This is a genomic window from Exiguobacterium sp. SH3S3, from assembly GCF_004337115.1.
Classification (GTDB): domain Bacteria; phylum Bacillota; class Bacilli; order Exiguobacteriales; family Exiguobacteriaceae; genus Exiguobacterium; species Exiguobacterium aurantiacum_A.
Map to the genome: position 1 here is coordinate 173,029 of NZ_SJUU01000006.1, position 12,237 is coordinate 185,265.

11 protein-coding genes and 2 riboswitches are annotated in these 12,237 nt (G+C 55.7%); of the genes, 4 read left to right on the forward strand and 7 right to left on the reverse strand.

Annotated features, from left to right (window positions below):
• Window positions 1–16: 16 nt before the first annotated feature.
• Both EVJ28_RS07860 and EVJ28_RS07865 read right to left on the reverse strand, forming a co-directional pair.
• A complete protein-coding gene (locus EVJ28_RS07860; RefSeq protein WP_131488602.1) occupies window positions 17–1,318 on the reverse strand; it encodes a hypothetical protein in 1,302 nt (433 codons plus the stop codon).
• Window positions 1,319–1,433: 115 nt separating this feature from the next.
• Entirely contained in the window at window positions 1,434–1,817 is a 384-nt protein-coding gene (locus tag EVJ28_RS07865; protein ID WP_131488604.1) for a DUF302 domain-containing protein, read from the reverse strand.
• 172 nt (window positions 1,818–1,989) lie between these two features.
• On the opposite strand from EVJ28_RS07865, the gene EVJ28_RS07870 reads away from it, so the two are divergent.
• Complete coding sequence (locus tag EVJ28_RS07870) at window positions 1,990–2,385, forward strand: Spx/MgsR family RNA polymerase-binding regulatory protein (RefSeq protein ID WP_070327923.1); 396 nt, start codon at window positions 1,990–1,992, stop codon at window positions 2,383–2,385.
• A 30-nt stretch (window positions 2,386–2,415) separates the two neighbouring features.
• Here EVJ28_RS07870 and EVJ28_RS07875 read toward each other — a convergent pair whose 3' ends face one another.
• From EVJ28_RS07875 to EVJ28_RS07895, 5 genes are all read right to left on the reverse strand, one after another.
• Complete coding sequence (locus tag EVJ28_RS07875) at window positions 2,416–3,078, reverse strand: methionine ABC transporter permease (RefSeq protein ID WP_131469293.1); 663 nt, start codon at window positions 3,076–3,078, stop codon at window positions 2,416–2,418.
• A complete protein-coding gene (locus EVJ28_RS07880) occupies window positions 3,050–4,084 on the reverse strand; it encodes a methionine ABC transporter ATP-binding protein (protein WP_131463525.1) in 1,035 nt (344 codons plus the stop codon). Before EVJ28_RS07880 ends, EVJ28_RS07875 begins: the two co-directional genes overlap by 29 nt.
• Before the next feature lie 9 nt (window positions 4,085–4,093).
• Complete coding sequence (locus EVJ28_RS07885) at window positions 4,094–4,915, reverse strand: MetQ/NlpA family ABC transporter substrate-binding protein (RefSeq protein WP_131458876.1); 822 nt, start codon at window positions 4,913–4,915, stop codon at window positions 4,094–4,096.
• A gap of 77 nt (window positions 4,916–4,992) precedes the next feature.
• Window positions 4,993–5,096, reverse strand: a riboswitch (SAM riboswitch).
• 41 nt (window positions 5,097–5,137) lie between these two features.
• Window positions 5,138–6,154 carry an iron-containing alcohol dehydrogenase gene (locus tag EVJ28_RS07890; RefSeq protein ID WP_131488606.1) on the reverse strand — a complete coding sequence of 339 codons (1,017 nt, stop codon included), beginning with the start codon at window positions 6,152–6,154 and terminating at the stop codon, window positions 5,138–5,140.
• The gene (locus EVJ28_RS07895) at window positions 6,151–7,326 is read right to left on the reverse strand and encodes an aminotransferase class I/II-fold pyridoxal phosphate-dependent enzyme (protein ID WP_131488608.1); all 1,176 of its coding nucleotides are present in this window, start codon (window positions 7,324–7,326) and stop codon (window positions 6,151–6,153) included. The genes EVJ28_RS07890 and EVJ28_RS07895 overlap by 4 nt, the downstream gene beginning before the upstream one ends.
• 76 nt (window positions 7,327–7,402) lie before the next feature.
• Window positions 7,403–7,503, reverse strand: a riboswitch (SAM riboswitch).
• 177 nt (window positions 7,504–7,680) lie between these two features.
• Here EVJ28_RS07895 and EVJ28_RS07900 point away from each other — a divergent pair.
• The 3 genes from EVJ28_RS07900 to EVJ28_RS07910 all read left to right on the forward strand — a co-directional run bounded on the left by EVJ28_RS07900 (window position 7,681) and on the right by EVJ28_RS07910 (window position 11,920).
• Window positions 7,681–8,781 carry an AI-2E family transporter gene (locus EVJ28_RS07900; protein WP_070327230.1) on the forward strand — a complete coding sequence of 367 codons (1,101 nt, stop codon included), beginning with the start codon at window positions 7,681–7,683 and terminating at the stop codon, window positions 8,779–8,781.
• A gap of 259 nt (window positions 8,782–9,040) precedes the next feature.
• Window positions 9,041–10,285 carry an MDR family MFS transporter gene (locus EVJ28_RS07905; RefSeq protein WP_131458872.1) on the forward strand — a complete coding sequence of 415 codons (1,245 nt, stop codon included), beginning with the start codon at window positions 9,041–9,043 and terminating at the stop codon, window positions 10,283–10,285.
• A gap of 141 nt (window positions 10,286–10,426) precedes the next feature.
• On the forward strand, window positions 10,427–11,920 hold the full coding sequence (locus EVJ28_RS07910) for a peptide MFS transporter (RefSeq protein WP_131488610.1): 1,494 nt from the start codon (window positions 10,427–10,429) through the stop codon (window positions 11,918–11,920).
• The last annotated feature ends 317 nt before the right edge of the window (window positions 11,921–12,237 follow it).

Consider the following 12,237-nt stretch of genomic DNA (forward strand, 5'->3'; position numbering starts at 1 on the left):
TCCTCGCTTTCTTAACTCACTTATCGACGTCACTCTTCAATTCTGGGAAGTAGGACAGGAACGTCTCGGCCCCTTCACTCGTCAGTTTGTAAGTCTCATCGGTTAGTTTATCCGTCAAGAAGACGTCCATCTTTTTCGAGCGCTGTTTGTACGTCACCTTGAACTCTTGACCTTTCAATCCATCAATTAGTGTCAACCATCTATACTCACCCTCGTTCCCAGATCGTTTTGACGGTTTTGCGGCGTCGATCGCTTGAACGAGATCGTCCATTTTGATGCCGGCTGCGTTCAAGATGAAAGGATACTCCTGAACGGCGACGCCATCAAAAGGCTCTTTATGGAGATAAATGTTTGGCTCCTCATCCAAATTGAGCCATGGATTTACTTGTGACGCCTGATCTGTTTCCGGAGTGTTTTCTGAGACGAGCTCGTTCTGATTGAACTCGATCGTCACGATGTCCATGACGGGTGCTCCGTTTTTATCATACGTGAATTCGTAGACCGGATAACGAGTCCCAGGTACGAGCTCCCCTTCGAGCGGAATCCGCTCTACTTTTAACTCATGATAGGCAGACTTGCTTTCGTCGATCTCCGGAGAAATCTCTAGCGGGATCATCGTAAAATAACCGTTTCCGTACGACAGCAATATGTAAGGCATTTCATCGGCTTCATTGTAACCGATCGCGACGTCGGTCTGCCCCAATCCCACCATCGCAGGTTCGAACGCTAGCAACGGGAACAACATCGCCCGTCCAGCGACGCGAATTTCGATTTCACCGTGAAATGCGGGGGAGAATTGAATGAGCGAGTCGAAGAACGGTGTCACTTCATTGCCGTTGTCCTTTAAATTTTCTTCGTTACGTAGAGACTCTTTTGCGAATTCGTCGCCCGGACGTACAGACGGAAGACACTCAATCCGGATTCCGTTTTCTGTGTCAACATAGTCCGGGAACGAGGGAATGACTTCCGCCCGTAGACGCTCTGAAATGCTGTCTTGGCAGACGGCGTAAAATTGATCCCCTTTGACGTACGTGACGCGTTTATATGCATTATCGTTCACGCTCATCGAGATAGGCGTTCGTCCCGCGACGACCGTATCGAGCACCGTCAAGTCACCCGACAAATCGGTCGTCAATGGACCAGTACAGGCGCTCAACGTCTCATGTGCCTCTTCAAGAATGATGTGATTGTCGGCCGAATAGGCGCTGACTCTCCAGTGTGCGTCGATATAATCCAATTTGATGACGTCTGTCTTAGTTTGGGAACAGCTCGCTAGAAGCAGGCAAGACAGCGCGACCGGTATGAGTTGTTTTTTCAAAGCGACTTCCCCTTTCATCTAACCCCATTCCAATTTTACCATTATCTTACTTAGTGGAGTAGGGCACAAAAAAATACCCCGCTCGCATAAAGCGAACGAGGTAAGTATCGACGTGTCATACACTGCGGTCGATGGCGCGTGTCAGTCTCGTCTCGACATCCAGTGCGATGGACTGGAGCGACTCGTCCTCGATCAATTCGATCAGTTTCGTCGGTTTCGGCATCCCGACGTGGGTCGCCCCGTCTTTTGTGAAGACGGCGAGCTTGCAGGGCAGGAAGTAGCCACCCTCCCGGTGCGCCGTGATGACTTTCTTGGCCTCTTTCGGGTTGCACACTTCGAGGATACGATAGTCCCCGTCGATGGCTTCACCTTTCTCTTTGAGCGTATCACTCAAGTCGAAATCCCACAGCACGCCGAACGCTTCGTCCTTGAGCGTCGCTTTCAACTTCTCGACCACTGCTTCGACCGACTGATCCGTCTTCACCGTATAATCAAACATATAAGCCCCTCCTTGTTTGTTGTCTCTCTCGTCATGTACCCGAACTAGTCTGAAACAAATCGTATCGTCGTTTTGAAAAAGTATATGTGATTTGAAACATATTCCGCGTTCGACTCGTAGTAATGAGAGAAAATAAAAGAGTCCATACTTACGCAAAGGAGAAGTGGTTGTCGTGACGGTCACCGTATTCACGCATACAAGCTGCAGTTCTTCCCGCAAGACGCTCGATTGGTTACGCGAACAGAATATCCCGTTCATCGAGAAGAAATTGACCGACCAAGGAATGTCGTTCACCGAGTTCAAGGAGATGCTCCGGCTCACCGAAAACGGGACGACCGATCTCTTGTCTGTCCAAAAAAGTGTCTACAAACAAGCGGCCGACCAGCTCGACGAGATGTCGCTCCGCGAACTGTACAGTTTTGTCGCGACGCATCCACAGATCTTGAAGAGTCCGATCGTCGTCGATGACAACCGGATCCAGATCGGGTTCAGCGAGAAAGAAATCCGGACGTTCATCCCGCGGCATAACCGGATCGCCGACTTGAAACGACTATTAGACAAACAGTAAGAGCGCCGCAAATTTTGCGACGCTCTTTTGTCAGGCTTTCTTTAGTCGGGCCGCCAAACGGTTGCCGAATGATTGGATCGACTGCACGAGCAGGATCAAGACGAAGATCGTCACGTACATGACCTCCGGCTCGAACCGGAGATGCCCGTACTGATAGGCGATATCGCCGAGTCCACCCGCACCGACGAGACCCGCCATCGCCGTCGCACCGATCAGACCGATCGTCGCGATCGTCAGACCGAGCACGATTGACGACCGCGCCTCACGGATCAATACGTACCAGATGATCTTCCGCGTCGAGATGCCCATCGCCTCGTACGCCTCGACGACGCCGCGATCGACTTCGAGCAGTGCCGACTCCATCAAACGGGCGATGTATGGCGCCGTGAAGACGATGAGCGGCAACAGCACGCCTTGGACGCCGATCGTCGTCCCCATGATGAAACGGGTGAACGGCAAGATGAAGAATAGCAGAATGATGAACGGGATCGAGCGGACGACGTTGATCACGCTCGACAATGCCCCGTAAAAGTAACGGTTCGCGAGCCGGCCATTCGGCCGCGTCAAGACGAGGAGCGTCCCGAGCGGCAAGCCGATCAGTGTCGAGATGACGAGCGCGACGCTGGTCATCGTCAGCGTCTGGATCGTGCCCGTCCAAATCAAGTCACCCCAATTTTCCCAAAACTGTAGCATGGTTCGTCACCTCCTTCACTTTGACGCCGCTCGCTTCAAGGTAGCGGACGGCTTGGTCGGTCTGTGCCTGGTCCCCGTCGAGATGGACGAGCAAGTTGCCGACGAGACCGCCTTTCAGCTTTTTGATCCCGCCCCCGATGATGTTCGGCAGCAGGCCGAACCGTTTCGTCAGCTCGGCGAGGACGGCCTGTTCGGTCTGGTGACCGATGAACGACAAGTTGACGAGCGTCCCGTGCGAGCTCAACACGTCGACGACTTCTTTCGGCACGTCGAGGTTCGCTTTCAAGAAGCGGCGCGTCGTCGGATGTTGCGGGTCTGAGAAGACGTCGAGGACGTCGCCTTCCTCGACGATCTTGCCGGCGTCGATGACGGCGACCCGGTCACAGATCCGCTCGATGACTTCCATCTCATGGGTGATCAAGAAGATCGTCAGACCGAGCTCGCGGTTGATCTCGAGCAACAGATCGAGGATTGACTCGGTCGTCTCCGGGTCGAGCGCGCTCGTCGCCTCGTCGCTGAGCAGGATGTCCGGCTCGTGCGCCAACGCCCGGGCGATGGCGACGCGCTGTTTCTGGCCGCCCGAGAGTTGCTCCGGGTAATGTTTCCGGTGATCGGTCAGTCCGACGATGTCGAGATACTTGTCGACCCGCTCGCTGATCGAGCGTTTATCGAGTCCTTCTAGGCGGAGCGGGATGGCGACGTTGTCTTCGACGGTCGCCGTCTTCAACAGGTTATAGTGCTGGAAGATCATCCCGATGCGGTGACGGAGCTTCGATAACCCTTTTTTGTCGAGCGTCGTGATGTCTTGCCCTTCGATCTCGACTTGACCTGACGTCGGCCGTTCGAGCAGATTGATCATGCGGATGAGCGTGCTCTTGCCGGCGCCGCTCCGACCGATGATGCCGAAGATCTCGCCCTTTTCAATCGTCAGCGAGACGTCGTCGAGCGCAGTGACGGTCCCTTTGTTTACCGTGAATGTTTTTGAGATCTGTTTGAGTGCGATCATAGTGCCTCCTTAAAACGCTGGGACGATCGAGCCGTTGAACGTCTCTTCGATGAACGTCCGGACCTCGTCCGAGTGGTAGTAAGATTTGAGTGTCTCGACGACTTCATCGTCCTTGTTGTCGGTACGGACGACGACGTAGTTCGGGTACGGGTTGTCGACCGTGTCTTCATGGAACAAGGCGTCCTCATTGATCGATAGGCCGGCACCCATCGCGAAGTTCGTGTTGATGGCCGCGAGCGCGACTTCCGGGAGCTGGGTCGGGAGCTGTGACGCCTCGAGCTCGATGAATTCGAGGTTGAGCGGGTTCTCGGCGATGTCACGTTTCGTCGCCTTGTCCGTCAATCCTTCTTTCAAGGTGATGAGTCCGGCCGTCTCATACAGGCGCAGCGCCCGAAGTTCGTTCGCCGGGTCGTTCGGGACGGCGACTTTATCGCCTTCCTTCAACTCCTTGATGTCCGTCAGCTTATCCGAATAGAGCCCCATCGGGAAAGCGACCGTCTTGAACACGTCGTCGATCTTATAGCCTTTGTCCGACTTCTGCAGCTCGAGGAACGACAGCGTCTGGTAACTGTTCACGTCAAGGCTGCCTTCGTCGAGCGCCGTGTTCGGCGTGTTGTAGTCGTTGAACACTTTGATGTCGAGCTCGAGGCCATCCTCGGCTGCGAGTTCTTTTACTTTCTCGGCGATCTGCTGGTGCGGTCCGCCTGTCACGCCGATCGTGAGGGATTCTGTGCTGAGCGCTTCGCTCGCGTCCGATTGGCCGCACGCCGACAAGGCGATGGCCGCGAGTAGAGATGTTCCTGCGAGTACTGTTTTCTGTTTGATGTTCATGAATGATTCCTCCTCCAAAATAAAAGCCCGCTACTCATAAAGAGTGGCGGGCACGACAAGTCAAAGACAGTCGGACACGCTCATCTCCCAGACGTTTCGTCTGTTGGAATTAGCACCATGATCGTTACGATCTGGTTGCCGGGTTTCATAGGGCCAGTCCCTCCACCACTCTTGATAAGCTATCGGTCTTATTTAATTGTTATCATCTTACTTTTAATCCTTTTATTTGTAAACAGAAAATACTGAATTTTCAAAAATTATTTTCAAATAGTCAATATCGAGCGGGACGGGTGAGCGTTGCAATTCAGTCTCGGCCCGGACCGCGTCGACCAGTTGCGGGATGTCGGCCGGAACGAGTCCGAGCGTCTCAAGTGACGTCGGCGCGCCGATCCTGGCGAGCCACGCCTCTAAATACGGGGCGTCAGACGAGCCACGCAACCGTTCTTGGACAAGGAGGCCGAAGCCGACCTTGTCGCCATGTAAGAACGGATGGGTCGACTCGAAGCGGCTGAGCGCGTTGTGGACGGCGTGGGCGACGGCGACGCGTGTCCCGGCGTCCCCGAAACCACCGACGGCACCGCCGACGGCAAGGATGTGATCGACCGCGAACCGGGTCTCTGGCCCATACGCGGTGAAACTGGACTCACTCAAGTCGAGTTCGACGAGCCGGCCGCATTGCTCGGCCAAGGCGAGACCGGTATTGACGCCGGCATCAGCCGAACTGTCGCCGCTCAAATAGCGGGCCTCGTAAAACTTGGCGACCGTGTCGATGACGCCGGCTCGGAAGTAGTCGTACGGCGAGTCCGTCACGACCCTCGCGTCGACGATGACCCGCTCGATGACGACGCGGAACACGTCGTAGCGGTCATAGGCGCCCTGCTCGTCATAGATGACGCTGAGCGGTGTGAAGGCGGCACAGTTCGAGGCGAGCGTCGGGATGACGATCAGCGGGACACCTTGCCGGTAAGCGACGAGTTTCGCCGTATCGACGAGCTTGCCCCCACCGACGGCAAGGAGGACATCCACATCCTTCAAACGGAGCCGTTCGACCTCCGCGTCCGTGCATTCGCCACGGAACAGCGATGTCGGATAGGCAGTGATCGCTGGCAGGACGCGCTTGACGACGTCAAAACCGTTCTGGCCGCGCAGCACGTGAGCACGACGGCCAGCGATCAATTCATCGAGCCGCTCGAGCGCGTCATCCGCATGGTCGTACTCGAGCACGGCTTGGCGGATCATGCCCGGACCTCTTCATACGTCGCGAACAGTTTCTCGATCCGCTCGACGGCCTCGTCGATCTTCGGCTCGGCGGAGACGAGTCCGAACCGGACGTACCGCTCGCCTTCTGAGCCGAAGAAATAGCCCGGCGTCACGGCGACCCCTGCCTCGTGGAGCAGCTTATGCGAGAACGATTTGGCGTCCCCGTCCGGCACTTTCGCCCAGACGAAGAACGAGCCGCTCGGGGCCGTGATGTCCCATCCGGCCTGACGTAACCCGTCGACGAGCCGGTCGCGGCGGGCCTCATACAACCGTGACAAGTCGTCCCGGAGCGAACGCGGTGACTCGAGCGCGGCGATGGCCGCCTCTTGGATGGCCGAGAACACGCTCACATGGACGTGGTCCTGATACGTGTTGATCGCCTCGATGATGTCGCGGTTGCCGACGGCGAAAGCGACCCGCCAGCCGGACATGTTGAACGCCTTCGACATCGTATACACCTCGATGCCGATGTCTTTCGCTCCCGGCGTCTGCAGGAAGCTCGGCGGGACGTGACCGTCGAAACCGATGCTGCCGTAGGCGAAGTCGTGGACGACCATGAGGTCATGCGCATTCGCGAACCGGACCGTGTCGTCAAAGAACGCGGGCGACGCGACGGCACCGGTCGGATTGCTCGGGTAGTTCAAATACATGAGTCGCGCTCCCTGCGGATCGAGCGTCTCATAATCAGGAAGATAACCGTTCTCTTCCCGGAGGACGAGGTCGTGGACGACCGCACCGGCGAGACGCGCCCCCGAGATGTAGTCCGGGTAGCCCGGGTTCGGGAGCAACATGCCGTCACCTGGCTCGAGCACACATTGCGGGAGCGTGATGAGTCCCGACTTGCTGCCGATCAAGATGGCCACTTCGGTCTCGGCATCGAGCGCGACGCCGTATTCGGTCTGGTAGAACGTCGCGACCGCTTGCTTCAGGCGCGTCTGTCCCCGGAACGGGCCGTATTGGTGTGTCGCCGGGTCGAGCAGGGCCGTCTGCAACGCCTCGCAGATCGGGGCTGGTGTCGGCAAGTCGGGCGTCCCTTGGCCGAGCCGGATGACGTCGCGGCCTGAACGCTCGAGTGCGGCGACTTCAGCGGCGAGTCCGACGAAATGCTGGGGTGGTAACGTTTTAAGTAACTTCGAGCGTCTGTCTGTCATGAATAGTCCTCCTATGCAAAAACACCCCTTTCCGAGGAAAGGGGTGTCGAGATACGGACGTATTCAAACAACCACCTTTCCATCTCTCAAGGTCACCTTGCTGGAATTAGCACAGTATTGAAACAATCTGTTGCTGAAGCTTCATCGGGCCAGTCCCTCCGCTTCTCTTGATAGAAAGTGTTTTTATATGCAATTGATAATTTCTGTAATATGTCATTTAGTAAACCAAACGTTACCAACCTTGTCAATCCTTATTTCAAAAATTCCTTGCCGCTATTGAATCCCGGTAAAAAAACGTTCATAGTAAAAGATGAACGTTATTCTGCAAAATTTACAGCATGAGGGGATAGACCATTGGAACTAAACCGTCAATTGATATGGAAGTTAAGCGTGATCGGGCTGATTCTGCTCGTCCTATGGAAAGTCATCAGTGAGCCGGACACGATCTCTCGGGTCCTGCAATATGCGTTTCAGCTGTTGACGCCGATCATCATGGGAATCGCCATCGCGCTGCTCCTCAACACCGTCCTGTCCTACATAGAAGAACGGTTCCACTTGAAGCGCTACCAAGGCTTGTTGATCGTCTACGTCACGTTCATCGGAATCCTTGTCGTGTCAGCGGTGACGCTGTTCCCTCGCATCTATTCGAGTGTCGCGTCTCTCATCGAGGAGCTCCCGTTTTATATTCGCCAAATCGATAGCTTCCTCGGTCAATTCAACACGTATTTGAGAGAATACAACGAGACGATCGCCCAAGCCATCGACTTGAACCGGTTCGAGGAGCGGTATTCCGGATGGGTCGAGACGGCCGTCGTGTCTTCGGTCGGTTACGTGTCGAGCTTCACGATGACGTTGATCAACTTGTTGATCGGGATCGTCATCTCGATCTACTTGTTGAAAGACAAGGAAGTGTTCGCCCGGATGTTCAAACGTCTGCTGTATGCGATGTTCCCGGTCGCCTCGGCGAAGACGACGATCGACATCTTCCAAGAGATGGACTATATCTTTAAACGCTACATCATCGGAAAGTCGCTCGACTGTCTCATCATCGGCGTGATGGCCGTCATCGGGCTCTTGATCATCGGCGCGCCGTACGCGCTCTTGCTCGGTGTCATCATCGGGGTGCTGAACTTCATCCCATACGTCGGGCCGCTCTTAGGGATGATCCCGGCGTTCATCATCACCTACTTCTACGATCCGTTCACGGCCCTGCTCGTCTTGTTGTTCATCTTCTTGCTGCAACAGTTCGACGGACTCTGGCTCGGCCCGAAAATTCTCGGCGACAGCGTCGGGATCACCCCGTTCTGGGTCATCACATCGATCATCATCGGGGGGAGCCTGTTCGGCCTCGTCGGGATGTTCATCAGCGTACCCGTGACCGCGATGATTCAGGTCGTCTTGTCCCGGTTGATCGATTATCGGCTCACCCGCAAGAATTTAAATGAACTGTTATGACGCAAGTCAAAATATGTTGACACATTTCAAGAATCTGTCATACAGTTGAAATGAAGAGTAAACTTTCAGAAAGGAGGACCCGCCATGTCAGTCATGACGCAGCCACATCGTATCCAATTTCATACTGACGGGTCGGGGTCTTCCGTTTCATGAACTGAAGTCACCCGCCTGTCTTCCGAGGCGTACATAGGTTAAGTAGGGACGAGTATGCCTCCGTGCATCCTTCGTCCCTTTTATTTTGTAGAAGCAGGTGAAACGTATGATTCAATCACTCAAACGGCTCGACCGTAACATTTGGATTCGCTTCCTCGGCGAGACGATCACCGGTGTCATGATGTTCATGATCGCCCCGTTCCTCGTCCTCTATTACAGCGACAAGCTCGACAGCTACGTCCAAGTCGGTGTCATCTTGGCGACCGGACCGATCATGGCGCTCATCGGCTCGGTCGTCGGCGGACGTCTCGCCGACCTGTATGGCCGAAAGCCGGTCATGATGACCGCCATCCTCGGTGATGCGGTCGCCCTCATCGGTTTCGCTTTCGCGGAAACGTTTTGGCCGCTCCTGCTCTTGAACGCCATGCTCGGTTTGACGAACTCGCTGTTCCACCCGGCAGCGAGCGCGATGGTCGCCGACGTGACCGAGCCGGAACAGATGAACGAGGCGTTCGGTCTCTTACGGATGGGGCATAATATCGGCGCGGCGTTCGGTCCCCTGCTCGGCAGTGCCGTCTTGTTCATCGACCGACAGTACATCTTCTTCACGGCAGCGTTCGTCTTCGCCTTGTATGCGCTCGTTCTCGGACGCTTCATCCGGGAGTCGCTCCCAGAGACGACCGGGCAGGACACACCGTCGAACCGTGACGTCTTGCGCGTCTTTTACAACGACAAAGTCTTTCTCGTCTTCATCTTCGCCGGCGTCTTCATCTCGATGGGCTTCTCGCTCATCGAGAGCATGTTGCCGCTGTTCTTGAAAGAGTCGATGCCGTCGTTCACCGACCGCGAGAACCCGTTCGCCTATCTGCTCGCCTTGAACGGCATCATGGTCGTCTTGTTCCAATTCCCGATCGCCTCAAAACTCGGGCGCAAACCGTTCGGCAACGTCATGCTGGTCGGGGCGACGATTTTCGGGATCGGGATGATGTTGATCGCGGTCGTGCCGCGGCTCCTCTATACGCTCGGCACCCCATACCTCGTCCTCGTCGGTATCCTGCTCGCCGTATACGCGTTCTATACGCTCGGCGAGATGATCATGTCGCCCGTCCAACAGACGTTCATCGCCATGATCGCCCCCGAGAACATGCGCGGTGCCTATAACGGGGCCGCCAGCATCCAATGGTTGATCGGCGGTGTGACCGCGCCGCTCATGGCCAGCCTGTTCCTCGACCAGCGCGCCGGGCACATCGCCCTCATCCTCGTCGGGGCGGCGAGTTGTCTGTCGGGTTTCATCTATTGGCGCCTCGGGAGATACGTCAGCGCGGAAGAAGCTAAACAAAAGACTGCTTAGTTCATCAATCCACCTAAACAACTTGGTTTAGGTGGATTTTAGTTTCGTTTCAAACCTGTTAAAATTTGAACTTCACTTTCATTTTTCCTTTACAAACATAATGATTCTTCTTATGATAATACGGTCAAGGAGGGATCTTTCATGGAAAGGATCAATAAACAGAAAATTGTGGACAGTGTTCCACAAAAAGGATTTTTCGGACAGCCGAAAGGCTTGTTCACGTTGTTCTTCACTGAATTTTGGGAACGTTTCTCGTATTACGGGATGCGGGCCATCCTCGTCTTCTACATGTATTACGAGGTATCGGAAGGCGGGCTCGGGCTCGACCAGAACGTCGCCCTGTCGATCATGTCCGTGTACGGCGCGCTCGTCTACATGTCAGGAGTCATCGGGGGATGGCTCGCCGACCGCGTCTTCGGGACGTCCCGGGCCGTATTTTTCGGTGGTGTGTTCATCATGCTCGGTCATATCGTCTTGTCGATCCCGGGCAGCCTCACGTTCTTGTTCATCTCGATGGGTCTCATCGTCATCGGGACCGGACTGTTGAAGCCGAACGTGTCGAGTATCGTCGGTGACCTGTACCACGAGACGGACCGTCGCCGTGACGCCGGGTTCAGTATCTTCTACATGGGGATCAACCTCGGGGCCTTCATCTCGCCGTTGATCGTCGGCGGCGTCCAAAAGAGCTACGGCTTCCATTGGGGCTTCGCCCTCGCCGCGGTCGGGATGTTCATCGGTCTCGTCGTCTTCGTCCTCACGAAAAAAGGCAACCTCGGCCTCGCCGGGTCTTACGTGCCGAACCCGTTGACGGCGTCTGAAAAGAAGAATGCGATCAAGTACACGACATTGGCCGTCATCCTCATCGGAGGATTACTGGCCATCCTGATCCCACAAGGCTTGTTCACGATCAACACGTTCATCGGACTCGTCGGTGTGTTCGGGATCGCCATCCCGACGATCTACTTCCTCGTCATGTACCGGAGCCCGAAAACGACAGAAGTCGAGCGGTCACGCATCATCGCCTACATCCCGCTCTTCATCGCCTCGGTCATGTTCTGGGCGATTCAAGAACAGGGCGCGACGATTTTGGCAAGCTATGCCGATAAGCGGACCGATCTTGAATTTTTAGGGTTCACGCTGTCGCCGGCCTGGTTCCAATCACTGAATCCGTTGTTCATCATCCTGCTCGCCCCTGTGTTCGCCTGGTTATGGGTGCGGCTCGGTGATCGTGAGCCGAGCATCCCGACGAAGTTCGCTTTCGGGATCTTGTTCGCCGGTTTGAGCTTCCTCGTGATCTTGCTGCCGGCCTACTTCGGTGGACCGGACACGCTCGTCAATCCGCTCTGGCTCGTCCTCAGTTACTTCATCATCGTCCTCGGTGAGCTCAGTCTGTCTCCGGTCGGTCTGTCGGCGACGACGAAACTCGCCCCGGCCGCCTTCTCGGCCCAGACGATGTCGCTTTGGTTCTTGTCGAACGCGGCGGCACAAGGGATCAACGCCCAGCTCGTCCGGTTCTACTCGCCAGAGAACGAGATGCTCTACTTCGGGATCATCGGCGGAGTAGCGATCGTGCTCAGCATGATCTTGTTCGCGCTGGCCCCGGTCATCAAAAAGTATATGCGCGGTATCCATTAAGTCAAAAAAACGCCATTCCTCGCGCGAGAGGGCACTGAAAAACTTCAAATGATTTTAAGCAGATGAGCGTCGTCCCGGATGGGATGACGCTCATCTGCTTTCATTGCCCTTCGAGCCGCCCTGTCCGGCACGCCGCTTTCCTGGGGGCGGTCAGCGAGCCGCATCGCGACGATGTCGCTGCTGGGTCTCGCCTTGCCCGCTGTTCCCCCGGGAGTCGGCGTGCCCTCGGGGCGACGCTGTACGTCCTTGCCGTTTCGGACTAAACTGGCTATAACTACACATCCTGGAGGCGATCCCGATGATGCCAGACCTGCCGA

Bases quoted from the DNA above. Each gene is read 5' to 3' on its own strand.
- EVJ28_RS07865 (WP_131488604.1), bottom strand. From the start codon at position 1,817: ATGTTTGATTATACGGTGAAGACGGATCAGTCGGTCGAAGCAGTGGTC.
- EVJ28_RS07875 (WP_131469293.1), bottom strand. From the start codon at position 3,078: ATGCTACAGTTTTGGGAAAATTGGGGTGACTTGATTTGGACGGGCACG.
- EVJ28_RS07880 (WP_131463525.1), bottom strand. From the start codon at position 4,084: ATGATCGCACTCAAACAGATCTCAAAAACATTCACGGTAAACAAAGGG.
- EVJ28_RS07885 (WP_131458876.1), bottom strand. From the start codon at position 4,915: ATGAACATCAAACAGAAAACAGTACTCGCAGGAACATCTCTACTCGCG.
- EVJ28_RS07890 (WP_131488606.1), bottom strand. From the start codon at position 6,154: ATGATCCGCCAAGCCGTGCTCGAGTACGACCATGCGGATGACGCGCTC.
- EVJ28_RS07895 (WP_131488608.1), bottom strand. From the start codon at position 7,326: ATGACAGACAGACGCTCGAAGTTACTTAAAACGTTACCACCCCAGCAT.
- EVJ28_RS07905 (WP_131458872.1), top strand. From the start codon at position 9,041: ATGATTCAATCACTCAAACGGCTCGACCGTAACATTTGGATTCGCTTC.
- EVJ28_RS07910 (WP_131488610.1), top strand. From the start codon at position 10,427: ATGGAAAGGATCAATAAACAGAAAATTGTGGACAGTGTTCCACAAAAA.